The following is a 26,548-nucleotide window of genomic DNA, read 5'->3' on the forward strand; positions in this document are numbered from 1 at the left end:
GCTTACCCTACCACCTGACCCATCTTGAAGATCGGCATGTACATGGCAATAACCAGGCCACCAATCAGCACCCCGAGAATAACCATGATAGCCGGCTCCAACAGGCTGGATAGCGATGCTACGGCATTGTCGACCTCCTCTTCATAAAAGTCGGCAATCTTGTCCAGCATCTGATCGAGCGAGCCAGATTCTTCGCCGATGGAGGTCATCTGCAGCACCATATTGGGAAACAGACCGGTACGTTGCATGGAATAGCTCAGGCTGGAACCGGCGCTGACATCGTTCTGGATCAGCTTGGTCGCTTCGCTGTAAACCTGATTACCGGATGCGCCGCCCACCGAGTCCAGCGCCTCCACCAGCGGCACCCCCGCAGCAAACAGGGTGGACAGGGTGCGCGACCAACGCGCAATGGTGGCCTTGCGGATGATATCCCCGATCACCGGCAGCTTGAGCAGGATGCGGTCAAACTGCTCTTGCAGCTTGGGTGTGCGCTTGAATGCATAGAAGAAGGCAAAAATACCGCCAAAAATGCTACCGAATATCAACCACCACCAGTGCACGAAGAAGTCCGACAGCCAGATCACCACCAGGGTCGGCGCGGGCAGATCAGCGCCAAAACTGGAGAACAGGTCCTTGAACGCCGGGATTACATAAATCATGATCACTGCGGTAATGATGAAGGCGGTAGCCACAATGGCAGTCGGGTAGATCATGGCGGACTTGATCTTGCCCTTGATCGCCATCACCTTTTCCTTGTAGGTGGCCAGTTTGTCGAGCAGGGAGTCCAGCACACCACCGGTCTCACCAGCGGCAATCAGGTTGCAGAACAGCTTGTCGAAGTACAGTGGCCGCTTGCGGAAAGCCTCCGCCAAAGACAGACCAGTTTCCACATCGGCACGCACTTCCAGCAGCATTTTGGTAACAGCAGGATTGCCATGCCCTTTCGCGGCAATATCAAATGCCTGCAACAAGGGCACCCCGGCCCGCATCATGGTCGATAGCTGACGCGTGAACAGGGTGATGTCTTTTTCTGTGATTTTGCGACCAAACCCACTGCGCCGCCGCTTGACCTTGACCACATTGATGCCTTGCCGGCGCAGCTGCGTCTTGGCAACGGCCTCGGTTTCCGCGCGCAACTCCCCGCGGATCACCTTGCCGGACCGGTCCTTGCCTTCCCACTCCCAGATAAACCCAGGGTTTACCTTTTTCGCCACGCTAGCCATGGTGCCTATCTTTCTTATACCTAATCGTTGGTCACTGCCTCGATTTCAGCCAAGGAAGTCAGCCCTTTCTTGACCTTCAGCAGACCAGCATGTCGCAGATCGATCATCCCTTCTTGCAGGGCCAGATCATTGATATCAATTGCAGTGCCATTTTGCATGATCAGACGCGTCATGGCATCACTGATCGGCATGACTTCATAAATACCGGTACGTCCTTTATAGCCGGATCCACGGCACTCATCACAGCCAACCGGGCCGTATGGCTTCCAGCTGCCATCCAGCTCCTCGGCCCGGAAACCAGCGCGCAGCAAGGCGGGCTCGGGAATATCGACGGGTGCCTTACAATGACTGCACAAGCGGCGCGCCAGACGCTGGGCCATGATCAACAGTACCGAGCTGGCGACATTGAATGGTGCCACCCCCATATTGAGCAAACGGGTCAGGGTGGCGGGCGCATTGTTGGTATGAAGGGTGGAAAAAACCATATGCCCGGTCTGAGCTGCCTTGATGGAAATATCGGCAGTTTCGAAGTCGCGAATTTCACCCACCATGATGACATCAGGATCCTGACGCAAGAAAGCCTTCAGGGCGGACGAAAACGTCAGACCGGCTTTCTCGTTAACGTTGACCTGGTTAATGCCCGGCAAATTAATTTCGACCGGATCTTCCGCCGTGGAGATATTGATATCCGGCTTGTTCAGGATATTCAAGCAGGTATACAAGGATACCGTTTTACCACTACCGGTTGGCCCGGTCACCAGCACCATTCCATATGGCCGGCCGATAGCATCCAGCAGCATCTGTTTCTGTTCCGGCTCGAAGCCCAGCTGTTCGATATTCAGTGATGCCGCCGAGGAATCAAGAATACGCATCACGATCTTCTCGCCGTACAAGGTCGGCAAGGTACTGACGCGGAAGTCGATGGAATGGGACTTGGACAATACCAGCTTCAGACGACCGTCTTGTGGTACCCGTTTTTCAGAAATATCCAGCCGGGAAATAACCTTGATCCGGGAGGCAATCTTTTCCTTCAGCAGCAATGGCGGCTGGGCAATTTCCTTGAGCTGGCCATCCACCCGGTAACGGATACGGTAAAACTTCTCATACGGTTCGAAGTGTACGTCGGAGGCACCACCGTTGATGGCATCCAGCAACACCTTGTGAATAAACTTGACGACAGGAGCGTCATCCACATCCGGCTGGTTGGTTTCACTATGCGGTGTCTGCGCATCCGGATCGACAAACTCCAGATCACCAAAATCTTCGTTTTCTAGCGCCTTGATGGCTGCAGAAGCATCTTCCGTATATTTGCCGATGACTTTTGAAAGCTTGTCATCCTCGACAACCACGACCTCAACCGTCAACCCGGTCTTGAAGGTAATCGCGTGAAAGGCCGAGGTCTGCGTCGGATCAGAAGTACCGATAAACAGCTTGTTGCCACGCTTGAACAAGGGGACTAGGCGGCGGCTGCCAATCAGCTCGTCATCCACCAAGCCCTTGGGTAGCTGGGAAGGATCAATCGACCCCATGTCCAGCAAGGGATAGCCAAACACACGCGAAGCAAACGCCGCCACATCTCCTGCAGACATTTTCTTGCTGGCAATCAGCTGCTCGACAAAACTGATACTGGATGCCTGGGACTGACGCTGGATAGCCTCGGCGTCCTGCAGCAGCAGTGCATTGTTTTGAACCAGCGCGCGCCCAAGGCCAGATATCCCCGCAGAAGCTTCCATACGATCCCTTTGCAAATTCCCGCCACCCACCCAAGCATGCGGCATGATCGCCATTATATGCGCTGCATAGACAAAGTGGCAGCACCATCGGCAGCAAGCCAACTCAGTCAGCATAATGCAGGCGCATAAAAAAAGGACTGCCGAAGCAGTCCTTTTTCCTAAGTTTAACTCTCGAAGCGAGAATTAGAACTTGTGCTGAACGCCAACAGCAACAGTGTGCTCGTTGGAGTACTTGTTATCGGTGGAATCACGATAGGTGTTTTGAACGTAGCCGTAGGAAGCGTAAGCAGTAGTACGCTTGCTAATAGCATAGTCAGCACCCAGTACGTACTGGTTCAGGTGACCCTTGATATCGGAACCGCCTTCAACCGAAGCGCCCCATACACGACCGTAGGAGAATTTCGGGGTGATTGCACCGATGGTGTAACCCAGGGTCAGGCCAGCTTCTTTGTGGGACACACCCGAAGTACCGATAGTGGTCGCACCAGCAAAGTTATTGGAAATAACATCAGAACCCAGCTTGGAATGGCCATAGTAAGCTGCAGCCAGGATGTTATTGGCGTTGTAGCCACCTTCCAGACGCCAGTAGTTGGAAGCCTTGTCAGTACCGATGTCGTTAGCAGTACGTACATAACCGAAAGTACCGAAGTAACCAGAGTTGGTGTAGGTTGCACCGATGCTCCACTGGTTCTTCTTGTTATTGACGGTGGTTTCATCAACACCATAAACAACAGCGCCACTCAGACCGGCAACAAATTCCGGAATGTCGTAACGGATGGCGTTGTTAACACGGGTATCCAGCTGGTTGATGGAGCTGTAGGACAGGCCATTAACACCTTGGTTGCCATAGATCCAAGCATCCGGAGCGCCAGCATCGGAGTTCAGGAAGGTGCTCAGCTTACCCAGACGTACCTTACCGAAAGCGCCTTGCAGGCCAACGAAAGAGTCACGGGAAGCGAAGGTGTTGCTGTAACCGTTACCGGAAGTGGAACCGGTAGTACCGTCGATGTTCAGACCTTGTTCAACCTGCCAGATTGCCTTCAGGCCATTGCCCAGGTCTTCGTTACCCTTGAAACCGATCAGGGAACCGGTGTCGTCGATACGGGTAATAGACTTCAGCTTGCCAGAGTTATTGGCAGAAGTATTTGCAGCGTAGGTCTTGCTGCTTTCCATGTCGGCTTCGATAGTGCCGTAAATGGTTACATCAGCCATTGCGTGGGCTACCGGCAGAGCGGCCAGAGCCAGGGCGATCAGCTTCTTGTTCATCGCTAATTCCTTTCGAAGTCAGTTAATGTAGTCCTGTTAGATTGCCTCGCTACAACTGAGGCTCCCGGACATTTTTTCACCGCCGAATGATCGGCTGGTTGCTGGCTGAAATATAAAGCGCTCGTTGCAAAAATACAAAACATCGCAGCGAGACTACAGTCCAACAGCACCACAAAAATAACAAAACAAACACGTAAGTAATTGATTTAATTGATATTAATGCAAAATATCACATAAAAATTCACCAAACCAAAAATACAACAAGCCCGGCAAAGTGTTGCAAAAATGCTAATAATTGCCTGAACACCCTTAGCGAAACCACAGAGACCACACCTGCCACCATGCCCACACCCATCATCTTCTGGTTCCGTCGTGACCTGCGCATTGAAGACAATGCAGGTCTGTATCATGCATTGAAATCTGGCCATCCAGTCCGCTGTCTGTTTGTGTTCGATACTGATATTCTCGCGAGCCTTCCTGCATCGGACAGGCGTATTGATTTCATCTGGCAGTCCGTGGACGCACTGCAACACGCACTGCAAGCAGCGGGCAGCGATCTGTATGTGGCACATGGCTCAGCACGGGAAGTGGTACCTGCCCTGGCACGTCAATGGCAAACCGCTGCCGTTTTTGCCAATCGGGATTACGAGCCACAAGCCACCCTAAGGGATGCGGAGGTCTCACGAGCACTGGAACAAGATTCATGCACATTGCAGCTCTTCAAGGACCAAGTCATTTTTGAAAGCGACGAAGTGCTGACCAGCACACGCCGCCCGTACACGGTGTTCACGCCTTACAAGAATGCTTGGCTGAAAAAAATGGACAGTTTCTTTCTGCAAAGCTACCCAACCCAGCGCTACCTGCATCAACTTGAGCACTGGCAAACACCTGCAAGCCACTCACTTGAGGAACTGGGCTTCACAGAAGGCATCAGCAGCCTGAGAGGCGGCAGTATGGCCGCTGAACAGTTGTTTGCCGATTTCATGTCCCGCATTGTTTACTACAAGCAATGGCGCGACTTCCCGGCAAGCAAGGGCGTATCCTATCTTTCCACTCATCTGCGTTTTGGCACCATCTCGGTCCGCAAGCTGGCACAGTTTGCCTGGCAACAAGGAGGAGAAGGAGCCGAATGCTGGCTCGGCGAGCTGATCTGGCGCGATTTTTACCAGCAGCTGCTATGGCATTTCCCAGCAGCCGCCCATGCCAGCTTCAAGGAAGAATATCGGCAACTGGTATTTGAAAACCGTGAGGATTGGCTGCAAGCCTGGCAAGAGGGACGAACCGGATTCCCGATTGTCGATGCTGCCATGCGTCAACTGAACCACAGCGGCTACATGCACAACCGGCTGCGCATGATTGCTGCCAGTTTTCTGGTGAAAGACTTGCTGATTGATTGGCGCAAGGGCGAGGCCTACTTTGCTGAAAAGTTGCTTGATTTCGATCTCGCAGCCAATAACGGTGGCTGGCAATGGGCAGCATCAACCGGCTGCGATGCCCAACCTTACTTCCGCATCTTCAACCCGGTAACACAATCAGAAAAATTTGACCCGGAAGCCAAGTTCATTCGTCGCTACGTGCCGGAACTGTCACCACTAAACAATAAGGATATACATGCACCGTGGTTGGCAAAAAATCTGCCCATGGGCTTTCAGCTCGGGCGTGACTATCCACAACCATTAGTTGATCATGCAGTGCAGCGACAAAAGGCACTGGCTCTGTTTGGCAAAAATTGATGCCAGCATCAATAAAAAAGCGCCCGCAGGCGCTTTTTTCACATGCATGATGCCAACCTTACTTCTTGGCAACCGGCTTGGAGGCCTCTTTCTTGGCCGCCATCGGCTTACCAGCAGGAACCGCGGGCTTGGCTGCCGGAGCGGTGGCGACCGGAGCGACAGAGCTGGCACCACTGATACTAATGTCCTTCTTCAGTTTTTCCAGCGTTTTGTCACCAATACCTGAAACCTTCTTCAAATCATCAACCGACTTGAAAGCGCCATTCTTACTACGGTAGTCGATGATGGCCTTGGCCTTGACCGGACCGATACCATTCAGCGTCTCCAGTTGCTGCTGGGTTGCAGTATTGATATTGATGGCGGCCAGTGCCGATGCGCAGACAAAAAACATACCAACAAGCAAGGCAAACAGTTTTTTCATGTAGCAGCTCCTTAATGTCCAGGCGTTAATAAAACAAGACAAGTACGTCAAGTACGATGCAACAACAACTCCAGCACAACCTTGCTACCTATATAGGCAAGCAACAAGGCACCAAAACCCGCCAGGGTCCAGCGTATTGCCACCTTGCCACGCCAGCCCTTGAAATGGCGTCCCAACAGCAAGGCTGCAAACAGCAGCCATGAAATCACTGAGAATACAGTCTTGTGACTAATGGCTACGGCCTTGCCAAATACCTCCTCGGAAAACACGACACCAGTGAACAAGGATACCGTCAGCAGCATGAAGCCAAAGCCAATCACTTGAAACATCATCTTTTCCAGTGACAACAAAGGTGGCAGCTGACGCACTAGCGCCAGCCAGCGCTTATCGTGCAAGGCCTTCTCCAGAAATAACATGAGGACAGCCAGCAACGCAGCGATGGCAAACAGACTGTAAGCCACAATCGAGACTAAAACATGCAGGGCAAAAGCAGGGTTGCCCAGATCGTGCATGATGTGCTCACCCGGAAAAGCCAGTGCAAAGGCCAGCGTCAGCATGGCCAGTGGCATCATGAACAGCTGCAGGCCTTCTACGCGATAGAAGAAGCTGCATGTCCAGTAGATCACCAGCATCATCCACACCACTACGGATAAGGCACGCCCGACGCCGAGGGAAATCATCGTCCCTTCACTCAGCGGCGACATGACCGCGTAGGCATGCAGCAGCAGCAGCACACCCAGCATTGTGTGCTCAAAGCGTGGATTGCGCGGCAAACTGGCAACACCTTTCCAGTTGCCGATGAAATGCCATGAAAGGCCGCCATAAGCGAGGATCAGGAGTATTGTCAGAACGAAGAGAAAGGCAGTCATGGTGTTAGCGCCATCATTTGCGGGCGTCAACCCGGCAGCTCGTGGTAAAATCGATAGTTTGAAAGTCTACACCAACCTGTCCCTTGTTGGCAGACAGAAGGACTCAGCATGTTAGACAACCTGACCAACCGCCTGTCCGGCGTCATCAAGAACCTGCGCGGCAATGCCCGCCTGACAGAAACCAATATCCAGGATGCCCTGCGCGAAGTGCGGATGGCACTGCTGGAAGCCGATGTGGCTCTGCCCGTCGTGAAATCATTCATTGCCCAGATCAAGGTGCGTGCTCTGGGCCAGGAGGTCATGGGTAGCCTGACTCCGGGTCAGGCGCTGGTCGGCGTGGTCAATGAAGAACTTGTCAAATTGATGGGTGAAAAAAACGACGCCCTCAATCTGGCCGCAGTACCACCAGCCATTGTTCTAATGGCTGGCCTGCAAGGTGCAGGTAAAACCACCACGGTTGGCAAACTGGCCAAACTGCTGAAAGAAACTCAGAAGAAAAAAGTGCTGGTTGTTTCTGCCGACGTTTACCGCCCAGCTGCCATCGAGCAGCTGAAATTGCTGGCTGAACAGGTAGGTGTTGAGTGGTTCCCTTCCGATGGCACACAAAAGCCGGTGGATATAGCTCGTGCCGCTGTTGATCATGCAAAGCGCCATTTTTTCGATGTACTGATGGTGGACACTGCGGGTCGCCTGGCCATTGATGAAGCAATGATGGCGGAAATCAAGGCGGTACACGCTGCCATCAATCCGGTCGAAACGCTGTTTGTGGTGGATGCCATGCAAGGCCAGGATGCAGTCAATACTGCGCAGGCCTTCAATGAAGCCCTGCCGCTGACCGGTGTCATCCTGACCAAGATGGATGGTGACTCGCGCGGTGGTGCTGCACTGTCGGTGCGCCACATCACCGGCAAGCCGATCAAATTCATTGGTGTCGGTGAAAAAGTCAGCGGTCTTGAGCCCTTCCACCCAGACCGTATTGCCAGCCGCATTCTAGGCATGGGTGATGTGCTGTCCCTGATCGAAGAAGTCCAGAAGGGCATCGATCAGGATGAAGCCGCGGCCATGGCCAAGAAGCTGAAATCCGGTAAGGGCTTTGACCTAGAGGATTTCAAGGCACAGATGCAGCAGATGAAGAAAATGGGCGGCATGTCCAACCTGCTGGAAAAAATGCCGGGCCAGCTTGGCCAAATGGCCAAGGGTATTCAGGGTGCCGAAGCCGAAAAATCCATGCGCCGCATCGAAGGCATCATCAACTCGATGACGATGGAAGAACGCCGCAAACCGGAACTGCTCAAGGCCAGTCGCAAGCGCCGCATTGCTGCCGGCTCCGGCGTAACGGTGCAAGAGGTCAACCGCCTGCTGAATCAGTTTGAGCAAACCCAGAAAATGATGAAGCAGTTCTCCGCCAAGGGCGGGTTGATGAAGATGATGCGTGGCATGAAAGGCATGATGCCGGGAATGTAAGCAAAACGGGTGCGAGTCACCCGTTTTTCTTGATATGAAGGAAATGCATGCACTTTGATGTAGTCGTTTTAACCAAGCAAACACTACTGGATCTAGATCCTACCGATTGGTACAGCAAGCAGGTTCACCGGGAAGACGGGCTGGTCGTTGCGGCCCTGCAAAAGCAGGGACTACATGTAACGCGCAAAGCCTGGGATGACCCGGATTTCGACTGGCAACAAACCCGCAGCATATTGTTTCGCACGACTTGGGATTATTTTGATCGCTATGCCGAATTCAGTCTCTGGCTGAAAAAGGTTGCCGGCCAGATCGTATTGTTCAATAGTGCCGGGCTCATCGATTGGAACATCGACAAACATTACCTGCAGTGGATTGAAGAAAAAGGCATCAATGTAGTGAATACCCACTACATTGAAAAAGGTGACGCCCGCACACTGGCACAATGCCTGGCGGAGAACAGTTGGGCTGACGCCATCCTCAAACCGGTCATTTCTGGGTCTGCACGACATACTTATCGAACCCGGCCAGAGAATACTCAGCAACTGGAATGTATTTTTGCCGAACTGATTCAACAGGAAGCCATGCTGTTACAGCCATTCCAGCACGCCATCCTGCACCAGGGCGAGATATCGCTGATGGTGATTGACGGTCAGTTCAGCCATGCCATCCGCAAGACACCCCAAGCAGGTGACTTCCGGGTACAGGATGATCATGGTGGCAGCGTGCACCCTCACACCGCCACCATCGAAGAACAGCAATTTGCCGAACAAGCTGTGGCTGCGGTTCCGTTTGATGTGCTGTACGCACGTGTCAACATCATTCGCGACAATGCCGGCCAGCTGGCCATCATGGAGCTGGAAATGATTGAGCCGGAACTGTTTTTCCGCTATAAGCCCGAAGCCGCCGACAACCTGGCCAGCGGATTGATACGCCGACTGGCCCAGCTGTAAACAACGATTTGTTATGTACTGAAACCTGCCAGCCAGGCTGGCAAAACACGTTTGGAAATACCTCGTCATGAATCTGAACCCGCTGATCGCTCTGAGTCCTCTGGATGGCCGCTATGCTGCCCAGGTTGAAGGCTTGCGCAACCTGTTCTCCGAATATGGCCTGATGAAGTTCCGTATCAAGGTTGAACTGGAATGGCTGAAGATGCTGGCCGCCGAGCCGGGCATTGAGGAAGTGAAGCCATTTTCCGAAGCGACCATCCGCGAAGTCGATGATGTCATCGCTAACTTCACCGTACAGCATGGCGAAGAAGTCAAGGCAATCGAGGCTCGCACCAACCACGATGTCAAAGCTATTGAATACTGGCTGAAAGAGCGCTTGTCCGGCAATGCCGAAGTCATGGCAGCCAGTGAGTTCATTCACTTTGCCTGCACATCCGAAGACATCAACAATCTGTCTCATGCCCTGATGCTGAAAACGGCACGCAACACCGTGGTATTGCCGGCACTGGACGAGGTCATCCACAAGCTGCAGCAACTGGCACATGAATTGGCCGACCTGCCGATGATGTGCCGTACCCACGGCCAACCGGCCACCCCCTCCACCATGGGCAAGGAACTGGCCAACACCGTTTACCGCCTGAAACGCCAGCGCGAACAACTGGTTTCTCAGGAGATTCTGGGCAAAATCAACGGGGCTGTCGGCAACTACAATGCACACTTGGTCGCCTACCCACAAATTGACTGGGAAAGCGTTTGTGGTCGCTTTGTCTCTGGACTGGGCCTCACCTTCAACCCCTACACCATCCAGATCGAGCCGCATGATTACATGGCGGAGCTGTATCAGGTTGTTGGCCGTATCAATACCATCCTGATCGACCTCAACCGCGACATCTGGGGCTACATCTCGCTGGGCTACTTCAAGCAAAAAGTGAAGAAGGATGAAGTGGGCAGTTCCACCATGCCGCACAAGGTTAATCCGATTGACTTTGAAAACTCCGAAGGCAATCTGGGCATGGCCAATGCCATCCTGCAGCACTTGGCAGAAAAACTACCGCTATCCCGCTGGCAGCGTGACCTGACCGACTCCACCGTGCTGCGCAATATGGGCGTTGGCTTCGGTTACACCATGCTGGGCTTCAAAGCCTGCCTGAAGGGCCTGAACAAGCTGGAAATCAACCCGACAGCCATTACCGAAGAATTGGGCCGTAGCTGGGAGTTGTTGGCAGAACCGATCCAGACCGTGATGCGCCGCTACGGTGTACCCAACCCCTACGAGCAGCTGAAAGAGCTGACCCGTGGCAAGGATGGTATTACCCGCGAGACTCTTTCGGCCTTCATCAAAGGCCTGGAAATCCCAGAAGCTGAAAAGACCCGCCTGCTGGAGCTGACCCCGATTGCCTACGTAGGCAAGGCTGCCGAGCTGGCAAAACGTATCTGAACTATCTAGTTCAGCAGAACTAAACCGCCCTGAATAAGGGCGGTTTTTTTATTACATCAAGATATGGCTCTGGAAAAAGAAATGGGCCAGCTTCCGAAGAAGGTGGCCCGAAAATATGACTCGAGGGAATACGCTCCCGAACAGCAAACTGAACGTATAACAGCTGTGCTGACGCACACACAAGAAAAGACCACTCAGATGAGTGGTCTTTTCTTGAAAACTTGGTTGCGGGGGCAGGATTCGAACCTACGACCTTCGGGTTATGAGCCCGACGAGCTACCAGACTGCTCCACCCCGCGTCAGAGAAACGTATATTATCCGATACCAACCCAGCTGTCAACCGCCATAGCAAAAATAGGAGATGTCTGCTCCAACTGCTGGCATCTCCGTAAGACAATTACTTGATATTGCTTTCCGCCTTTGCTTTGGCAACAACATCATTGAGCACCTCGATCAGCCGCTCTGGGGTAGCCGGAGCCAGTGCATACTTACCATTCACCACGATAGTCGGTGTTCCTTCAATATTGTAGGCACGGGTAATCTGGCTGGCACGCGCAACCTGACTATTGATCCCAAAGGAATTGTAGGTCTGCATGAATTTGGCCAGATTCACACCAGGCTGTTTCTTCAACCAGTCGCTCAATACCGCGGGATCAGCCAGATTGATCTTTTGCTGCATCACCGCATCAAATACCGGTGTATTCAGCTTCGCCATGTAACCAGTCACATTCAGCGTAGCAAACAAGCGGGCGAAACCTTCCATCGGCTTCTGCCAGACAATCTGCTCACGATGGAAAGCGACATAAGCAGGTTTTTTCTTCTCCCAAGCCGTAATCAGCGGATCAAGATGAAAGCAGTGAATGCAGGTATAAGAGAAGAATTCGATCACTTCCACTTTTTTCGGATTGGCAACTGGCTGCGGCTTGCCCATCAGCACATAATCCTTGCCCAGTTCAGATGCTGCATTTGCCAAACCACTCACCATCAGCAATGCCATCAACAGCCATTTTTTCATTTCTTGTCCTCTAAACGTGTTTTGTTCACTCTGCCTTGACTACAGCAGCATTGATTCCATCCTGCTTCAACTGGGCACGAACCCGGTCAACATCCTCCTGCCTGCTCAATGGCCCCACACGAACGCGGTGCACCATCCCCTTGTCCGGGATCATGACAGACTGGATCTTGGCTTCTACACCCAGCAAAGCTAGCTTGGCTTTAAGGTTATCTGCCTCATTTTCATTCTGGAATGCACCCAGTTGCAGAAAGACTTTTTTGGCTGGTGCGGCGGCAGAAGGTTCCCGATCTTTAGCTACCGTCTTGCCATCGGCAGGCACGGCATCAACTTGGCCAGGCAAAATCTTGTAGAAATCAAAGCGCTGCTCATCCTTACTGCCATTACCTGCCGGAGCCGCTGCCGGCTTGGCCTTGGCCTTGGCAGGGGATGCTGGCACGACAGAGGGTTCTGGCGGCATGACAGGTGCAGCAGGAACCTCCACTTTTGCGGGTGCCGATGCCACCGGGGCCGGAGCCTGAACATCCGCAATCTTGGTACCCGGCTCCAGCAGTTCGGTCGATGGAGATGAAGCCTGTACCGTCTTGCGATCCAGCTTTTCAAGATTGGAAAACGGAGTTGCCGAACGATTGAGATACATCGCAAGACCAACCGCAACTGCCACGCCTACAATCAGGCCGATGACAATGCCCGCTACCATGCCACCGCCACCGCTCTTACCGGCTGCGCGCGTACGCCCGGACGAGGACGAGCGGGACGAATTTTTAACATCACGATTAGCCATGTACCACTACCATTTCCATTCAATCAATCCGATCATTATCTATTAAATTCAGACGAAAATATATTTCACAAAATCACAAAGCCAAACCGCTACGTCTTAACTGAATGGCTTGTAGCATGTGCTGCCGACCTAAACGGTGCTCACCATCCATATCTGCAATGGTACGGGCAATACGCAAGATACGATGATAACTTCTTGCTGATAGTCCAAGACGGTCCAGCGCCTCTCCCAACAACACCAACGAAGTCTGATCAGCTGCGGCATGCTGCTCTAGCTCGGCCCCAGACAGCCTGGCATTACAACAACCCTGCCGCTGCAACTGCCTATCCCTTGCCTGCTGGACACGAAGCCGAATCTGCTGACTACCCTCCCCTGGCGACGCCGTGGCCAAATCCCCTGCCGCCAGGGCTGGGACCTGTACGTGCATATCAATCCGGTCAAGCAGCGGACCTGATAACTTCCCCGCATAGCGGGCTATTTGCTCCGGTGTACATTGGCACCTGCCGGAAGCATGCCCCAGATAACCACAAGGACATGGGTTCATTGCGGCAACCAGCTGAAAATCTGCAGGAAAGCAGGCTTGCCTGCTGGCTCGGGAAATATTGATTACTCGCGACTCCAAAGGTTCACGCAATACTTCCAGTACCTTGCGTTCAAACTCTGGCAATTCATCCAGAAACAGTACGCCATGATGAGCCAGACTGACTTCACCGGGGCGCGGATCAGAGCCGCCACCCACCAAGGCAACGGCAGAGGCCGTATGGTGCGGTGACCGGAATGGGCGCTGCCGCCATTGCTCCGGCCTGAAACCCTGCGTTCCCAGCGACTGTATCGTTGCGGCAGCAAGCGCCTCGTCCTCACTCATCTCAGGAAGTATTCCGGGCAAGCGGGACGCAAGCATGGACTTACCTGTACCGGGAGGACCGATGAAAAGCAGGCTGTGTCCGCCGGCAGCAGCAACCTCTAGCGCATGGCGTGCTGCCATCTGCCCTTTGACATCTGCCAGATCCGGATAAACGGCTGAGTTATCTGCCAGGTTGACCACGGCCGTATCGCAAGGCTGCACACCATTCAGGTGGGCGCATACCTGCAGCAGGCTATCGGCAGCATAAACCTGGCCAGACCTGACCAATGCCGCCTCTGCCGCGCTTTCGCGAGGAAGAATGAAGAACTTCCCGGCACGACTGGCTTGGCAGGACATCGCCAGTGCACCACGAATGGCACGCAGTTGCCCGCTTAATGCCAATTCTCCTGCGAATTCATAATCAGTCAGCTGGGGACATTGGATCTGACCTGCTGCAGCCAGTATGCCAATGGCAATGGGAAGGTCAAAACGGCCAGAGCCCTTAGGCAGATCAGCGGGAGCCAGATTGACGGTGATACGGCGCGCCGGAAATTCAAAACCGGAGTTGATGATGGCGGCACGTACCCGGTCACGGCTCTCTTTAACCTCGGTATCGGGTAAGCCAACGATGGTGAACTGCGGCAGTCCATTGGCCAGATGGACCTCCACCGCCACTTCTGGAGCGTGCAAGCCGGCCAGGGCACGACTTGCAACAAGAGCCAATGACATGCGTAATCAGGAATGGCCAAGCTCGGCCTGTGCTTCAGACTTTGCCTGCGCCTCCTCGGGGAAAGCCTGAGACTCAAGTCGGGCCAGACGCGCTTCAAGAGCAGTCAGCTTTTCGCGGGTACGTACCAGGACTTCCTGTTGCACATCGAATTCTTCACGGGTGACCAGATCCATGCGGGAAAAGGTGGAAGCCATCATGGCCTTGATATTCTTCTCTATATCCTTGGCCGGACTGGCGGCGATGGTATCGCTGATCTTGCTGCTGATTTCTTCAAAAATTTTCTGGCTCAACATTTCGATGCTCCTTGGATTGGGGACAATATTCCTTATTGAGTTTAGCAAAATCCCCTTGCAGCTGCAGTTTCACCCGCCGCACCAATGCAGTGCAAAGGAATCATCATAAATGCTCTGTCATGGTGCCGATACGTAGTTTCACCATGCAAATACGGATTTTGATGTGGAAAATTCTTATGTAACAAGCAGATAGCAAGCTGGCACAGTTTGTGCACTAGTGACTTCAGCAACGCAAACATACATCTGGATCCATTGCAAAGGAGTGAACATGAAACTGGTCACCGCCGTGATCAAGCCATTTAAGCTTGATGAAGTACGTGAAGCACTATCCGCCATCGGCGTACAAGGGATTACCGTCACGGAAGTCAAAGGGTTCGGCCGTCAGAAGGGCCATACCGAGCTGTATCGTGGTGCTGAGTACGTAGTGGACTTTCTGCCCAAGGTAAAACTGGAGATCGCCATTGACGACAGCCTGCTGGATCAGGTTGTTGAGGCCATCGAAAAATCAGCACGTACCGGTAAAATTGGCGACGGCAAGATTTTTGTCTTCGAGCTGGAACAAATCGTACGGATTCGGACCGGCGAAACCGGTATCGACGCGGTTTAAGCGACGCCATTGCCATACAGGGGAAATCAAATGAAGAAGAAACTTGCTGCATTGGGTGGCAGCCTGCTAGCACTGGCACTGCCGGTACTGGCGGATGCACCTGCTGGTCCGGCCATGGCCGATTTCAAGGTGATCAACTCCGGCGATACCGCCTGGATGCTGACCTCCACTGCATTGGTGCTGTTCATGACCATCCCGGGCCTGGCACTGTTCTATGGTGGCATGGTTCGCAAGAAGAACGTGCTGGCAACCCTGATGCAAAGCTTTGCCATCACGGCACTGGTGACTGTGCTGTGGGCCATTGTTGGCTACAGCTTGGCGTTCACCGTTGGTAATCCCTATTTGGGTGATCTGAGCCGTGTCTTCCTGGATGGCATGGACTACATCGCCGATACCAAAAAGGTAGCGGTTCACCCTGCTGCCGGTACCATTCCGGAATCGGTGTTCATGATGTTCCAGATGACCTTTGCCATCATTACCCCGGCACTGATCACCGGCGCATTTGCTGAACGGATGAAGTTCTCTGCCCTGCTGATCTTTACTGCACTATGGTCTTTGCTGGTTTATGTACCGGTTGCCCACTGGGTATGGGGTCCGGGCGGCTGGATGAGTGGTCAAGGCGTGCTGGACTTTGCTGGCGGCACCGTGGTGCACATCAATGCTGGTATTGCTGGTTTGGTTTGCGCCCTGGTAATGGGCAAGCGTATTGGATTCGGCAAGGAAGCCATGCCGCCGCATAACCTGATTCTGACCCTGATCGGTGCATCCATGCTGTGGATTGGCTGGTTCGGCTTTAACGCTGGCTCCGCAGCTGCCGCCGATGGCCGTGCCGGCATGGCGATGGTCACCACACAGGTTGCAACTGGCTTGGCAGCTCTTGCCTGGACCTTTGCTGAGTGGATTCACAAGAAAAAGCCGTCGGTGCTGGGTATTGCTTCCGGCGCAGTCGCTGGCCTGGTTGCCATCACGCCGGCTGCTGGTTTTGTGGATGTAAAGGGTGCGCTGATTATCGGTGCCGTTGCCGGTGTAGTTTGCTTCTGGGGTGCAACTGGCCTGAAGCACATGCTGGGCTATGATGATTCCCTGGACGCATTCGGTGTACATGGTGTGGGCGGTATCGTGGGTGCCCTGCTGACAGGTGTGCTCGCGGTGAAGAGCATTGGCGGCGCTGAGGGCAGCCTGGCGACTCAGGCTATCGGCGTGGGAGTCACCGTGGTGTACTGCGGCATCATCACCTTCATCCTGCTGAAGATCATTGACGTGGTTGTTGGTCTGCGTGTGGCTGAAGACGAAGAACGCGAAGGCCTGGACGTGGTACTGCACGGCGAACGTGTGGAGTAAGCCACGCGCTTAGACAGATTTTGTGGTAAGGGACTTAGGGGCGCTTCGGCGCCCTCTTTTTTTGGCTGCCGCGAGGGCTATGTTAGGTTTCAGTGCATAAAAAAAGCACCGGGGTCACACCCGGTGCTTTTACCTTGCTTTAAGCTTCTGCCGGCTTACAGACCAGCGTCTGCGCGCAGGGCTTCCACTTTGTCGGTACGTTCCCAGGTGAATTCCGGCTCTTCACGGCCGAAGTGTCCGTAAGCAGCGGTCTTGCCGTAGATCGGGCGCAGCAGGTCCAGCATCTGGATGATGCCTTTCGGGCGCAGGTCAAAATGCTTCTTCACCAGTTCCACGATCTTTTCGTTCGGGATCTTGTTGGTGCCGAAGGTATCCACCGCAATCGAGGTGGGCTCGGCCACGCCGATGGCGTAGGAAACCTGGATCTGGCACTGGCGTGCCAGGCCCGCAGCCACGATGTTTTTGGCCACGTAACGGCCGGCATAGGCTGCCGAGCGGTCTACCTTGGACGGATCCTTGCCGGAGAAGGCACCACCACCGTGCGGGGCGGCACCGCCGTAGGTATCGACAATGATCTTGCGACCGGTCAGGCCGCAATCGCCCATCGGGCCACCAATGACGAAGCGACCGGTCGGGTTAACCAGATACTTGGTTTCGGCAGTCAGCATTTCCGGCGGCAGTACCGGCTTGATGATGTCTTCGATCACGGCTTCGGTCAGCGTCTTGTGGTCGATTTCCGGGCTGTGCTGGGTGGACAGCACCACGGTGTCGATACGCTTGGGCAGGCCGGTTTCGCCATCATAAACGCAGGTAATCTGGCTCTTGGCATCCGGACGCAGCCACGGCAGGCGGCCATCCTTGCGCAGCTCGGCCTGGCGCTGTACCAGACGGTGGGCGTAGTAGATGGGGAAAGGCATCAGCGTCGGGGTTTCGTCGCAGGCATAGCCGAACATCAAACCCTGGTCGCCAGCGCCCTGGTTCAGGTCCAGGCCTTCGCCTTCATTCACGCCCTGGGCGATATCTTGCGATTGCTTGTCGTAGCAGGCCATGACAGCGCAGCCGTGGTAGTCGAAGCCCAGCTCGGAGCTGTCATAACCGATGCGCTTGATGGTTTCGCGTGCAACTTTGATGTAGTCGATATTGGCCGAGGTGGTAATTTCACCAGCCAGCACCACCAGGCCGGTGTTGACCAGGGTTTCGGCTGCCACGCGAGCGTATTTGTCTTCGCGCAGGATGGCATCAAGGATGGCATCGGAGATTTGGTCGGCTACTTTGTCCGGATGACCTTCCGATACCGATTCCGACGTAAACAGATATTCGCTCATTTGTTTGTTGATTCCCGAATAAAGCAAAACAGTGTGATGATAAAATAGGCCGCTTTACGATCACCACTGACTAAACCATGTCCAAGCTGGTCCAACTCGTGTTGTCCTTGCTGGCGCGTTTGCCGCTGTCCTGGCTGCAATGTCTCGGCGCCATTCTGGGGCGGCTTACTTACCTTTCATCGCCCCGCTACGCAGAGCGGATGAGAAGTAATCTGGCGTCGAGTAAAATCTGTGAAAATTATCAGGTTTTACAAGGACTAGTCAAACAATCTGCACTGGAAACCGGTAAAGGTGCATTGGAATTGTCAATAGCCTGGTGCCGGGAGCCCGAAGACATCGCCGCGCTGGTAAAAGCCTGTCACGGCTGGGAGCGTGTTGAACATGCCTTACAGGCAGGTCACGGTATTGTTTTTGTCACCCCGCACCTGGGCAGCTATGACATTGCTGGTCGTTATATCAGCTCGCGTCTGCCCTTTCCATTGACTGCCATGTACCGTCCTCCCAAGCTCACCTGGCTGGAGCCGGTCATGCAGGCGGGCCGCGCCCGTGGCAAGGGCAAGACCGCACCAGCAACCGGTGCAGGTGTGCGCATTCTGATGAAAGCACTCAAATCAGGTGAAGCCACCATCATTCTGCCCGATCAGGTTCCCGGCAACGGCGAAGGGGTGTGGGCTCCATTTTTTGGCAAACCCGCCTACACCATGAGCCTGGTGCCGCGGCTGGCACAGGTTGCCGGTGTGGAGGTGTTGTTTTTCGTCGGTGAGCGCCTGCCCCGCGGTGAAGGCTTTGTCGTGCATATCGAAGCCATGCCCCAGCCTTTCAGTGGTGACAAGGATGCTGACTGTGCGCTGCTGAACCAGACAGTGGAAGACCTGATCCGCCGCTTCCCCAGCCAGTACCTGTGGAGCTACAACCGTTACAAATGCCCGGCAGGCGTCACTCCGCCGGACCATCAGCAAGGAAACCCATGAAGATTGCTTTTGCCCTGTTATGGCTGATTCGTCTGCTGCCCATGTGGGCCATCGGCATGCTGGCTGATGCCATTGGCCTGCTTGCTTATCATCTGGCTGCCGATCGCCGCAAGGTTGGCCTTACCAATCTGCGGCTTTGCTTTCCGGAGATGAAAGAAAAAGAGCGCGAACGGCTGATCAAGGCCAATTTTGGCTACATGATCCGTCTTGTACTTGAGTATGGTGTGGCATGGTGGAGTTCTGCCGAGCGCATCCGCAAGCTGGTCACCATCAAGAATCTGCACATTGTTGAGGAGCTGCGCGCTAAGGGCGAGGATGTCATCCTGTTCTATCCCCACTTTGTCGGTTTCGAGATGTGCGTTTTCGCACTGAACCAGGTACTGCCGCTGGTCAGCGTGTATTCACAGCAGAAGAACGATACGCTGGATGCACAGATCTATGCTGGCCGCCAGCGCTACAACAATTGCTATATCGTGCCGCGCAATGAAGGCCTGCGCTCCATCATCAAGGCCATGCGCAAGGAACATACCCCTTTCCTCTACCTGCCCGATCAAGACTTTGGGGTGCGTGATTCAGTGTTTGTGAAATTCTTCGAGAAGGATGCCGCCACCATTACGGGGCTGTCACGCATCAGCAAACTGGCACGTGCCCGTGTGGTTCCGCTGATTGCCCGCAGAGTGGGTAACCGCTTTGAGCTCGAGTTCTACCCGGCCTGGGAAAACTATCCAACAGAGGATGTCGTGGCCGATACCCGCCGCATGAATGCCTTTCTGGAAGAGCGCATCCGCGAGATTCCCGAGCAATACTTCTGGCTGCACAAGCGCTTCAAAAACCGTCCTGAAGGCGAAGCGCGCGTCTACTGACCCGGTAGGGGCGCACTTGGCAACATGACCCGGCACAAGCCGGGTTTTGTTTATCCCTGATCCCGTCTGCAGTCGCAACGAGCCACTTATCCGGGCTGCTGGCCATAACCATGCAGGCACCGCCCTCGCCCCTTACTCGCCCATTCCCGGCCCTCTCTCCTTCCCTGGCCCCTCCCATTCTTTTGCCACAAGCTTGTATCTGGCCATACCGGGTTGCCGAGTGGCTTCAGCCCCGGGTCAAGCATGGATTTCAGACATGAAAAAACCCGGTCGGAGCCGGGTTTTCTTGCACTGCCAAGTTGCTTAGCTACTGCGCTTTTTCCAGAACGTCTGATAGACGAAACCGGGAAAAGCAAACACCAGAAACAAGGCAACTGTCGTGACATAAAACTGCCAGTGCTGCTGCTGAACCGGCATCTGCTTGGCCTCAAGAAAGCGGGCAAACAGACCAACCAGCAAAAACAACACTACCATTTCCAGCAGACGCCAACCAAAATGCTTGTTGGCCACAGGCAGCAGCCCTACCAGACGCGAAGTCAGGAACGGCAGGTTTGCCGCCAGAAAGGCAACGATCAGCAAAGTAGCAACACTGGCTTGCATATGCAGGGCTTTCGCTTAGATTGCTGCCAGCGACTGCTTCATCGCCTGCAGGCACAGCACGATCACACGTTCCGGCACTACACCCAGCACCAGCAGGGCGATGGCATTCACCGACAACACCAGCTTCATGTCAGCGCGCATCACGATGGCCGAGCTATCCTGTGCTTCGTCGAAGTAGATGGTCTTCACAACACGCAGGTAGTAGAAGGCACCAATCAGCGACATCATCACCGCAACAATGGCCAGCCAGTACAGATGGATGTCCACGATGGCCTTGATCACGGCAAACTTGGCATAGAAGCCAGCCAGCGGCGGAACACCGGCCATGGAGAACATGGTCAGCAGCATCAGCAGTGCATACCAGCTGTTACGGTTGTTCAGGCCCTTCAGATCATCCAGGGTTTCGCATTCGAAACCGGCACGGGACAGGCCCATCAGGATGCCGAAGCTGACCATGGACATCAGCACGTAGATCAGGGAGTAGAACAGCGCTGCGGCATAGCCACCCGGCGTACCGGCCAGCAGGCCCAGCAGCAGGAAGCCCATGTGCGAGATGGTGGAGTAAGCCAGCATGCGCTTGATGTTGGTCTGTGCAATGGCGGTGATGTTACCGATAGCCATCGACAGAACCGCAACCAGTGCCAGCATGGCTTGCCAGTCAGCCACCATGGCCTCCAGGCCTTGCACCAGAATGCGCAGGACAAAGACGAAGGCAGCCAGCTTCGGCGCAGCGCCAATCATCAGGGTAACGGCAGTGGCCGAGCCCTGATAAACGTCAGGCACCCACATGTGGAAAGGCACGGTACCCAGTTTGAAGCACAGGCCAGCCACGATGAATACCAAGCCGAATACCAGCAGCATGTCATTGGCGGTATGCGCCTTGACAGCCTTGGCAACCAGCGCCAGATCCAGCGTGCCGGTAGCACCGTAAATCATGGAAATACCGTACAGCAGCAAGCCGGAAGCCAGCGCGCCGAGCACGAAGTACTTCATGGCGGACTCGGTGGCCTTCACCGAATCGCGTTGCAGCGCAATCAGCGAATACAGCGACAGCGACAGCAGCTCCAGCCCCATGTACAGCGACACAAAGCTGGATGCGGACACCATGAAGTTCATACCCAGCAAGGCAAACAGTGCCAGGGAGAAGAACTCGCCGCGCAACAGGCCGCGGTCAGCAATGTACTGGCGGCTGTATACCAGCACGATGGCGGTACTGCCGTACATGGCCAGCTTTACCAGACTGGACAAGGCATCGCTGACAAACATGCCAGAGAAGGTATGTACCGGCACCACCGGGTAGGTTTGCACCTGCAATACGGCACAGACTGCCAACGTCAGCAAGGCGAGGCCGTAATGCATGCCACGCTTTGCGTCAGAGATAAAGGCATCGAGCATGAGGATGACCAGAATTGCCCCGGACATGAACAGTTCGGGCAATGCAGGCATCAGGTTCAGATCAGCCCAATTCATTATGTTTTCCTTATGGCCTTAGCTTAGAGCTTGGTCTGCGCAACATGCGCAATCAGGTCATTCACCGACAGGTGCATCTTCTCGACGAAGCCTTGCGGATACAGACCCATGCCCAGCACCGCAATGGCCAGAACGACCAGCACCAGGAACTCGCGTTTGTTCACGTCAGCCATGTCTTCAACGTGGTGATTGCTCACCTCGCCAAAGATCACCCGCTTGTACATCCACAGGGTGTAAGCAGCGCCGAAGATCAGGGTGGTGGCAGCCAGTGCGGCATACCAGAAGTTCACCTGTACCGCACCCATGATCACCATGAACTCACCGGCAAAACCGGAAGTCGCCGGCAGACCGGAGTTGGCCATGGCAAACAGCATCATGAAGGCAGCAAAAATCGGCATCTTGTTGGCTACGCCACCGTAGTCGGCGATGTTGCGGCTGTGCACGCGGTCGTACATCACACCGATACAGAAGAACATGCCGGCAGAAACGAAACCGTGCGACACCATCTGTACCAGTGCACCTTCAACCGCCCACTGGTTCAGGTGCGAACCGGTGAACATGAACATGCCAAGGGTGACAAAACCCATGTGGGAAATGGAGGAGTAAGCCACCAGTTTCTTCATGTCGGTTTGCACCAGCGCCACCAGACCGATGTACACCACGGCAACCAGCGACAGGGCAACCATGATCCACGACAGTTCACGTGCGGCATCCGGCAGGATGGGCAGGGCAAACCGCAGGAAGCCGTAAGCACCGATCTTCAGGGTGATGGCTGCCAGCACCATGGAGCCACCTGTCGGGGCTTCCACGTGGGCATCCGGCAACCAGGTATGTACCGGCCACATCGGCACCTTCACGGCAAAAGACAGGAAGAAGGCGATGAACAGCAGGATCTGCACGTTCAGCGGAATCTTGGCAATCGCCTGGAAGGCTTGGATGTCGAAGGTCTTACCAGCCTGGAAGTACAGGTAGATCAAGGCAACCAGCATCAGCAGCGAACCGAGCAGGGTGTACAGGAAGAACTTGAAGGACGCATACACACGACGCGGACCACCCCAGACACCGATGATCAGGTACATCGGGATCAGCATGCCTTCAAAGAAGACATAGAACAGGATGGCATCCAGCGCGGCAAATGCACCGTTGATCAGGCCGGACATGATCAGGAAAGCGGCCATGTACTGCGACTGGCGCTTCTTGATGACTTCCCAGCCAGCCAGCACCACCATCAAGGTGGTGAAGCTGTTGAGGATGACAAACAGCATGGAAATGCCATCAACACCCAGGTGGTACTGGATACCGAAGGAGGCAATCCACGGCTTCACTTCCTCGAACTGCATACCGCCGTTCAGGTTGTCAAAGCCGGTAAACAACGGCAGGGACAACAGGAAACTGATCAGGGCACCGGCTACGGCGACCCAGCGAGCCAAGGTGGCCCGTTGGTCTCCTCCCGTAGCCAGTACCAGCAACCCGGCCACGATCGGGGCCCAGATCACCAGACTTAACTGATTTGTGAACATAGTCAAAACCTAAGTAGTTATTCCAATTCCAGAGGTCTGGGCCTTAGCGCAGGATGATCTGCGAGAACCACAGCGTCATCAGAGCCAGCACGCCAATGATCATGGTCGTGGCATAACTGTAGATGAAGCCGGTCTGCAGCTTGCGTACCACTCTGGAGAAGGTTCCCACCAGCTTGGCTGCACCATTCACCACCAGGCCGTCGATCAGCAGCATGTCACCCACCTTCCAGAAGAAGGTACCCAGAGCACGCGAGCCCTTGGCAAACACTGCAAAATACAGTTCGTCCAGGTAGTACTTGTTTTCCAGGATCTGGTTCACGAAGCTGAACTTCTGCTTGATGGCAGCCGGAATCTGCGGAGCCTTCATGTAGAAGAACCAAGCGGTTACCACACCGGCCAGTGCCAGCAGGAAAGGCAGCGAGGTAAAGGAGTGAACACCCATGGCAACAGCGCCGTGGAATTCATGTGCCAGTTCTTCCAGTGCCGGGTGAGCTTCGCTGTTGATGGCAATCACACCCTTGAAGAAGGAACCGTACACCAGCGGCTCGATGGCAAAGAAGCCCACCAGCACAGACGGAATGGCCAGCAATACCAGCGGCAGGGTCACAACCCATGGCGACTCATGCGGCTTGTCGTTCGGACCCAGACCATGATGATGGTCGTGATCGTCATGACCGTGGTGATGGTCGTCCTTTTTCTCCATCCAGCGTTCCTTGCCATGGAAAACCAGGAAGTACATGCGGAAGGAGTAGAAGGCGGTCACGAATACACCGGCAATCACCGCGAAGTAGGCAAAACCGGCTGCCGGCAGGTGCGACAGCTGTACCGCTTCGATGATGGAGTCCTTGGAGTAGAAGCCGGAGAAGAACGGCGTACCGATCAGCGCCAGCGAACCCAGCAGCGAAGTCAGCCAGGTAATCGGCATGTACTTGCGCAGGCCGCCCATATTGCGCATGTCCTGATCATGGTGCATGCCCATGATCACCGAACCGGCTCCCAGGAACAGCAGGGCCTTGAAAAAGGCGTGGGTCATCACATGGAACATGGCAACCGGGTAAGCCGAAGCACCCAGAGCAACCGTCATGTAACCCAGCTGCGACAGGGTGGAATACGCTACCACGCGCTTGATGTCGTTCTGCACGATGCCAAGGAAGCCCATGAACAAGGCGGTGATGGAACCAGCCACCAGCACCACGTTCAGCGCGGTATCCGACATTTCAAACAGCGGGCTCATGCGCGATACCATGAAGATACCGGCGGTCACCATGGTCGCCGCGTGAATCAGTGCGGAGATCGGGGTCGGGCCTTCCATCGAATCCGGCAGCCACACGTGCAGCGGGAACTGTGCCGACTTACCCATCGCGCCGATGAACAGCAGGATGCAGGTAACGGTCAGCAGCGACCACTCGGTACCCGGGATGATCTGGATGGTCTTGTGTGCCAGCGCCGGAGCAGCAGCAAACACGTCGCTGTAGTTCAGCGAGCCACCGAAGTAGGCCAGTACCAGGCCGATGCCCAGCAGGAAACCGAAGTCACCCACACGGTTCACCAGGAATGCCTTGAGGTTGGCATAGATGGCGGTCGGACGCTTGAACCAGAAGCCGATCAGCAGGTAGGACACCAGGCCCACCGCTTCCCAACCGAAGAACAGCTGGATGAAGTTGTTGCTCATCACCAGCATCAGCATCGAGAAGGTAAACAGCGAGATGTAGCTGAAGAAGCGCTGATAGCCAGGGTCTTCCTGCATGTAACCGATGGTGTAGATATGCACCATCAGCGACACGAAGGTCACCACGACCAGCATCATTGCCGTCAGCGAGTCCACCAGGAAACCGACGGAGAACTCATAGCCCCCCACCGTCAGCCAGGTGTAGACCGGCGCGTTGAAAACTTCAGCCTGCCCCGTGAGGAAGGCATAAAGTACCTTGAAGGACAGGGCTGCCGAGACTGCCACGCCGAGAATCGTCACGACGTGGGAAGCGCGGCGGCCGATTGCCCATCCAAACAAGCCTGCGATGATGGACCCCACCAGAGGTGAGAGCGCAATCAGCAGGTATAAGCTTTTCATATCCATGCTTGTGTGCTTTGTAGTTTGGTAACCGGTTTGCCTTAGCCCTTGAGGCTGCCCAGGTCTTCAACGTTGATGGTCCGCATATTGCGGAACAGCACCACCAGAATGGCCAAGCCAATGGCCGATTCTGCCGCTGCTACCGTCAGGATGAAGAACACGAAAATCTGGCCTGCTGTATCGGACAGGTAATGCGAGAAGGCAATGAAGTTGAAATTCACTGCCAGCAGCATCAGTTCGATGGCCATCAACAGCACGATCAGGTTCTTCCGGTTCAGGAAAATCCCCAGCACGCTGATGGCAAACAGGATTGCGGCCAGCACCAGGAAGTGAGTTAGTGTCAGCACATTTCCTCCCTTATGTTGTTCGGCCGTCAGGCCTGTTGCTCACCGGACTCGGCAGTATCGGCCGCTTCCACGTTTTTCTCGGCTTGCATCTTCACGATGCGTACACGGTCCTGACTGCGAACCTTGACCTGATCGCCGGCATCCACCACCTTGGTATCCTTGCGGCTACGCTGGGTCAGACCGATGGCAGCGACCATGGCCACCAGCAACACAACCGCAGCCAGCTCGAACGGCAGCAGGTAGGTGGTGTATAGCTGACGACCCAGTACCTTCACATTGCTGGCATCGGCTGCCAGTGCGGCACCGGCTTTGTAATCAGCCAGGCCGGTGTGCGGGTTGGTCAGGATCAGTACCATTTCGAAAGCCATGATGAGGCCGACAGTTGCCGCCACCGGCAAATTGCGCCAGAAACCCTCACGCAATTGCTCGATATTGATGTCCAGCATCATCACCACAAACAGGAACAGCACCATCACCGCGCCCACATAAACCAGTACCAGGGTAATGGCCAGGAACTCGGACTGCAGTAGCAGCCAGTGTCCGGAGCTGGTGAAGAAGGCCAGTACCAGATACAGCACGGCGTGTACCGGGTTCTTGGCAGTGACCACCCGGACCGCCGCAAACAGCAGAATGGCGGACAGGATGTAGAAAATAACCGTAGTCATGCTCATGAGGC

24 protein-coding genes and 1 tRNA gene are annotated in these 26,548 nt (G+C 54.7%); 8 read left to right on the forward strand and 17 right to left on the reverse strand.

All coding sequences use genetic code 11. The features are described from left to right. Positions 1-2: 2 nt before the first annotated feature. The 3 genes from GSR16_RS17130 to GSR16_RS17140 form a co-directional block, all read right to left on the reverse strand. The gene (locus GSR16_RS17130; RefSeq protein WP_159879531.1) at positions 3-1,223 is read right to left on the reverse strand and encodes a type II secretion system F family protein; all 1,221 of its coding nucleotides are present in this window, start codon (positions 1,221-1,223) and stop codon (positions 3-5) included. A 20-nt stretch (positions 1,224-1,243) separates the two neighbouring features. Next, the gene (pilB, locus tag GSR16_RS17135; protein ID WP_159879533.1) at positions 1,244-2,956 is read right to left on the reverse strand and encodes a type IV-A pilus assembly ATPase PilB; all 1,713 of its coding nucleotides are present in this window, start codon (positions 2,954-2,956) and stop codon (positions 1,244-1,246) included. Between the two features lie 183 nt (positions 2,957-3,139). Beyond that, entirely contained in the window at positions 3,140-4,222 is a 1,083-nt protein-coding gene (locus GSR16_RS17140; protein WP_159879535.1) for a porin, read from the reverse strand. Between the two features lie 341 nt (positions 4,223-4,563). Between GSR16_RS17140 and GSR16_RS17145 the strand changes: the two genes are divergently transcribed. Continuing rightward, a complete protein-coding gene (locus GSR16_RS17145) occupies positions 4,564-5,955 on the forward strand; it encodes a cryptochrome/photolyase family protein (protein WP_159879538.1) in 1,392 nt (463 codons plus the stop codon). Positions 5,956-6,013: 58 nt separating this feature from the next. Here GSR16_RS17145 and GSR16_RS17150 read toward each other — a convergent pair whose 3' ends face one another. Then, positions 6,014-6,376 (reverse strand): ComEA family DNA-binding protein, encoded by a 363-nt coding sequence (locus tag GSR16_RS17150; RefSeq protein WP_159879540.1) that lies wholly within the window; start codon positions 6,374-6,376, stop codon positions 6,014-6,016. Between the two features lie 47 nt (positions 6,377-6,423). Continuing rightward, the gene (locus GSR16_RS17155) at positions 6,424-7,245 is read right to left on the reverse strand and encodes a cytochrome C assembly family protein (protein WP_159879542.1); all 822 of its coding nucleotides are present in this window, start codon (positions 7,243-7,245) and stop codon (positions 6,424-6,426) included. A 108-nt stretch (positions 7,246-7,353) separates the two neighbouring features. On the opposite strand from GSR16_RS17155, the gene ffh reads away from it, so the two are divergent. The 3 genes from ffh (at position 7,354) to purB (ending at position 11,097) form a co-directional block, all read left to right on the forward strand. After that, positions 7,354-8,709 carry a signal recognition particle protein gene (gene ffh / locus GSR16_RS17160; RefSeq protein ID WP_159879544.1) on the forward strand — a complete coding sequence of 452 codons (1,356 nt, stop codon included), beginning with the start codon at positions 7,354-7,356 and terminating at the stop codon, positions 8,707-8,709. Between the two features lie 47 nt (positions 8,710-8,756). After that, complete coding sequence (locus tag GSR16_RS17165; RefSeq protein ID WP_159879546.1) at positions 8,757-9,659, forward strand: ATP-grasp domain-containing protein; 903 nt, start codon at positions 8,757-8,759, stop codon at positions 9,657-9,659. A 67-nt stretch (positions 9,660-9,726) separates the two neighbouring features. Continuing rightward, on the forward strand, positions 9,727-11,097 hold the full coding sequence (gene purB / locus GSR16_RS17170) for an adenylosuccinate lyase (RefSeq protein WP_159879548.1): 1,371 nt from the start codon (positions 9,727-9,729) through the stop codon (positions 11,095-11,097). A 222-nt stretch (positions 11,098-11,319) separates the two neighbouring features. Here the strand turns inward: purB and GSR16_RS17175 are convergent. The 5 genes from GSR16_RS17175 to GSR16_RS17195 form a co-directional block, all read right to left on the reverse strand. After that, positions 11,320-11,396 (reverse strand) — tRNA-Met (locus tag GSR16_RS17175). A 98-nt stretch (positions 11,397-11,494) separates the two neighbouring features. After that, positions 11,495-12,112, reverse strand: coding sequence for a thiol:disulfide interchange protein DsbA/DsbL (locus GSR16_RS17180; RefSeq protein ID WP_159879550.1), 618 nt, complete (start codon positions 12,110-12,112; stop codon positions 11,495-11,497). Positions 12,113-12,137: 25 nt separating this feature from the next. After that, positions 12,138-12,893, reverse strand: coding sequence for an SPOR domain-containing protein (locus tag GSR16_RS17185; RefSeq protein ID WP_159879552.1), 756 nt, complete (start codon positions 12,891-12,893; stop codon positions 12,138-12,140). 73 nt (positions 12,894-12,966) lie between these two features. Next, positions 12,967-14,466, reverse strand: coding sequence for a YifB family Mg chelatase-like AAA ATPase (locus tag GSR16_RS17190; protein WP_159879554.1), 1,500 nt, complete (start codon positions 14,464-14,466; stop codon positions 12,967-12,969). 6 nt (positions 14,467-14,472) lie between these two features. Further along, positions 14,473-14,760, reverse strand: coding sequence for an accessory factor UbiK family protein (locus tag GSR16_RS17195; protein ID WP_159879556.1), 288 nt, complete (start codon positions 14,758-14,760; stop codon positions 14,473-14,475). A 268-nt stretch (positions 14,761-15,028) separates the two neighbouring features. Between GSR16_RS17195 and glnK the strand changes: the two genes are divergently transcribed. Beyond that, on the forward strand, positions 15,029-15,367 hold the full coding sequence (gene glnK / locus GSR16_RS17200) for a P-II family nitrogen regulator (protein ID WP_089083799.1): 339 nt from the start codon (positions 15,029-15,031) through the stop codon (positions 15,365-15,367). A 30-nt stretch (positions 15,368-15,397) separates the two neighbouring features. Continuing rightward, complete coding sequence (locus GSR16_RS17205; RefSeq protein ID WP_159879558.1) at positions 15,398-16,708, forward strand: ammonium transporter; 1,311 nt, start codon at positions 15,398-15,400, stop codon at positions 16,706-16,708. A gap of 155 nt (positions 16,709-16,863) precedes the next feature. Here the strand turns inward: GSR16_RS17205 and metK are convergent, their stop codons facing one another. Further along, complete coding sequence (gene metK / locus GSR16_RS17210; RefSeq protein ID WP_159879560.1) at positions 16,864-18,033, reverse strand: methionine adenosyltransferase; 1,170 nt, start codon at positions 18,031-18,033, stop codon at positions 16,864-16,866. Positions 18,034-18,110: 77 nt separating this feature from the next. Here metK and GSR16_RS17215 point away from each other — a divergent pair, with 77 nt between their 5' ends. Together GSR16_RS17215 and GSR16_RS17220 are read left to right on the forward strand one after the other, a co-directional pair. Next, the gene (locus GSR16_RS17215; RefSeq protein WP_159879562.1) at positions 18,111-19,004 is read left to right on the forward strand and encodes a lysophospholipid acyltransferase family protein; all 894 of its coding nucleotides are present in this window, start codon (positions 18,111-18,113) and stop codon (positions 19,002-19,004) included. Further along, positions 19,001-19,867: a lipid A biosynthesis lauroyl acyltransferase gene (locus GSR16_RS17220; RefSeq protein WP_159879564.1), complete on the forward strand. Its 867-nt coding sequence runs from the start codon at positions 19,001-19,003 to the stop codon at positions 19,865-19,867. The genes GSR16_RS17215 and GSR16_RS17220 overlap by 4 nt, the downstream gene beginning before the upstream one ends. Positions 19,868-20,170: 303 nt before the next feature. Here the strand turns inward: GSR16_RS17220 and GSR16_RS17225 are convergent, their stop codons facing one another. The 6 genes from GSR16_RS17225 to GSR16_RS17250 are packed head-to-tail and all read right to left on the reverse strand — an operon-like array spanning position 20,171 to position 26,543. Continuing rightward, the gene (locus tag GSR16_RS17225) at positions 20,171-20,467 is read right to left on the reverse strand and encodes a DUF2818 family protein (protein ID WP_159879566.1); all 297 of its coding nucleotides are present in this window, start codon (positions 20,465-20,467) and stop codon (positions 20,171-20,173) included. 15 nt (positions 20,468-20,482) lie between these two features. Then, positions 20,483-21,937 (reverse strand): NADH-quinone oxidoreductase subunit NuoN, encoded by a 1,455-nt coding sequence (gene nuoN / locus GSR16_RS17230; protein ID WP_159879568.1) that lies wholly within the window; start codon positions 21,935-21,937, stop codon positions 20,483-20,485. Positions 21,938-21,960: 23 nt separating this feature from the next. Next, positions 21,961-23,457 carry an NADH-quinone oxidoreductase subunit M gene (locus GSR16_RS17235; RefSeq protein ID WP_159879570.1) on the reverse strand — a complete coding sequence of 499 codons (1,497 nt, stop codon included), beginning with the start codon at positions 23,455-23,457 and terminating at the stop codon, positions 21,961-21,963. 43 nt (positions 23,458-23,500) lie between these two features. Beyond that, a complete protein-coding gene (nuoL, locus tag GSR16_RS17240; RefSeq protein WP_159879572.1) occupies positions 23,501-25,531 on the reverse strand; it encodes an NADH-quinone oxidoreductase subunit L in 2,031 nt (676 codons plus the stop codon). A 35-nt stretch (positions 25,532-25,566) separates the two neighbouring features. Next, on the reverse strand, positions 25,567-25,872 hold the full coding sequence (gene nuoK / locus GSR16_RS17245) for an NADH-quinone oxidoreductase subunit NuoK (protein ID WP_045847642.1): 306 nt from the start codon (positions 25,870-25,872) through the stop codon (positions 25,567-25,569). Positions 25,873-25,898: 26 nt separating this feature from the next. Then, on the reverse strand, positions 25,899-26,543 hold the full coding sequence (locus GSR16_RS17250; RefSeq protein WP_159879574.1) for an NADH-quinone oxidoreductase subunit J: 645 nt from the start codon (positions 26,541-26,543) through the stop codon (positions 25,899-25,901). Positions 26,544-26,548: the final 5 nt, after the last annotated feature.

The organism is Aquitalea denitrificans (assembly GCF_009856625.1).
GTDB lineage: Bacteria > Pseudomonadota > Gammaproteobacteria > Burkholderiales > Chromobacteriaceae > Aquitalea > Aquitalea denitrificans.

What these genes read in the sequence shown, in the direction of transcription:
- pilB (WP_159879533.1), bottom strand. Translation starts at nt 2,956, where the DNA reads ATGGAAGCTTCTGCGGGGATATCTGGCCTTGGGCGCGCGCTGGTTCAA.
- ffh (WP_159879544.1), top strand. Translation starts at nt 7,354, where the DNA reads ATGTTAGACAACCTGACCAACCGCCTGTCCGGCGTCATCAAGAACCTG.
- GSR16_RS17235 (WP_159879570.1), bottom strand. Translation starts at nt 23,457, where the DNA reads ATGTTCACAAATCAGTTAAGTCTGGTGATCTGGGCCCCGATCGTGGCC.
- GSR16_RS17140 (WP_159879535.1), bottom strand. Translation starts at nt 4,222, where the DNA reads ATGAACAAGAAGCTGATCGCCCTGGCTCTGGCCGCTCTGCCGGTAGCC.
- GSR16_RS17150 (WP_159879540.1), bottom strand. Translation starts at nt 6,376, where the DNA reads ATGAAAAAACTGTTTGCCTTGCTTGTTGGTATGTTTTTTGTCTGCGCA.
- purB (WP_159879548.1), top strand. Translation starts at nt 9,727, where the DNA reads ATGAATCTGAACCCGCTGATCGCTCTGAGTCCTCTGGATGGCCGCTAT.
- GSR16_RS17180 (WP_159879550.1), bottom strand. Translation starts at nt 12,112, where the DNA reads ATGAAAAAATGGCTGTTGATGGCATTGCTGATGGTGAGTGGTTTGGCA.
- GSR16_RS17250 (WP_159879574.1), bottom strand. Translation starts at nt 26,543, where the DNA reads ATGAGCATGACTACGGTTATTTTCTACATCCTGTCCGCCATTCTGCTG.
- GSR16_RS17195 (WP_159879556.1), bottom strand. Translation starts at nt 14,760, where the DNA reads ATGTTGAGCCAGAAAATTTTTGAAGAAATCAGCAGCAAGATCAGCGAT.
- metK (WP_159879560.1), bottom strand. Translation starts at nt 18,033, where the DNA reads ATGAGCGAATATCTGTTTACGTCGGAATCGGTATCGGAAGGTCATCCG.
- glnK (WP_089083799.1), top strand. Translation starts at nt 15,029, where the DNA reads ATGAAACTGGTCACCGCCGTGATCAAGCCATTTAAGCTTGATGAAGTA.
- GSR16_RS17225 (WP_159879566.1), bottom strand. Translation starts at nt 20,467, where the DNA reads ATGCAAGCCAGTGTTGCTACTTTGCTGATCGTTGCCTTTCTGGCGGCA.
- GSR16_RS17155 (WP_159879542.1), bottom strand. Translation starts at nt 7,245, where the DNA reads ATGACTGCCTTTCTCTTCGTTCTGACAATACTCCTGATCCTCGCTTAT.
- GSR16_RS17220 (WP_159879564.1), top strand. Translation starts at nt 19,001, where the DNA reads ATGAAGATTGCTTTTGCCCTGTTATGGCTGATTCGTCTGCTGCCCATG.
- GSR16_RS17130 (WP_159879531.1), bottom strand. Translation starts at nt 1,223, where the DNA reads ATGGCTAGCGTGGCGAAAAAGGTAAACCCTGGGTTTATCTGGGAGTGG.
- nuoL (WP_159879572.1), bottom strand. Translation starts at nt 25,531, where the DNA reads ATGGATATGAAAAGCTTATACCTGCTGATTGCGCTCTCACCTCTGGTG.
- GSR16_RS17190 (WP_159879554.1), bottom strand. Translation starts at nt 14,466, where the DNA reads ATGTCATTGGCTCTTGTTGCAAGTCGTGCCCTGGCCGGCTTGCACGCT.
- nuoN (WP_159879568.1), bottom strand. Translation starts at nt 21,937, where the DNA reads ATGAATTGGGCTGATCTGAACCTGATGCCTGCATTGCCCGAACTGTTC.
- GSR16_RS17205 (WP_159879558.1), top strand. Translation starts at nt 15,398, where the DNA reads ATGAAGAAGAAACTTGCTGCATTGGGTGGCAGCCTGCTAGCACTGGCA.
- GSR16_RS17185 (WP_159879552.1), bottom strand. Translation starts at nt 12,893, where the DNA reads ATGGCTAATCGTGATGTTAAAAATTCGTCCCGCTCGTCCTCGTCCGGG.
- GSR16_RS17165 (WP_159879546.1), top strand. Translation starts at nt 8,757, where the DNA reads ATGCACTTTGATGTAGTCGTTTTAACCAAGCAAACACTACTGGATCTA.
- GSR16_RS17145 (WP_159879538.1), top strand. Translation starts at nt 4,564, where the DNA reads ATGCCCACACCCATCATCTTCTGGTTCCGTCGTGACCTGCGCATTGAA.
- GSR16_RS17215 (WP_159879562.1), top strand. Translation starts at nt 18,111, where the DNA reads ATGTCCAAGCTGGTCCAACTCGTGTTGTCCTTGCTGGCGCGTTTGCCG.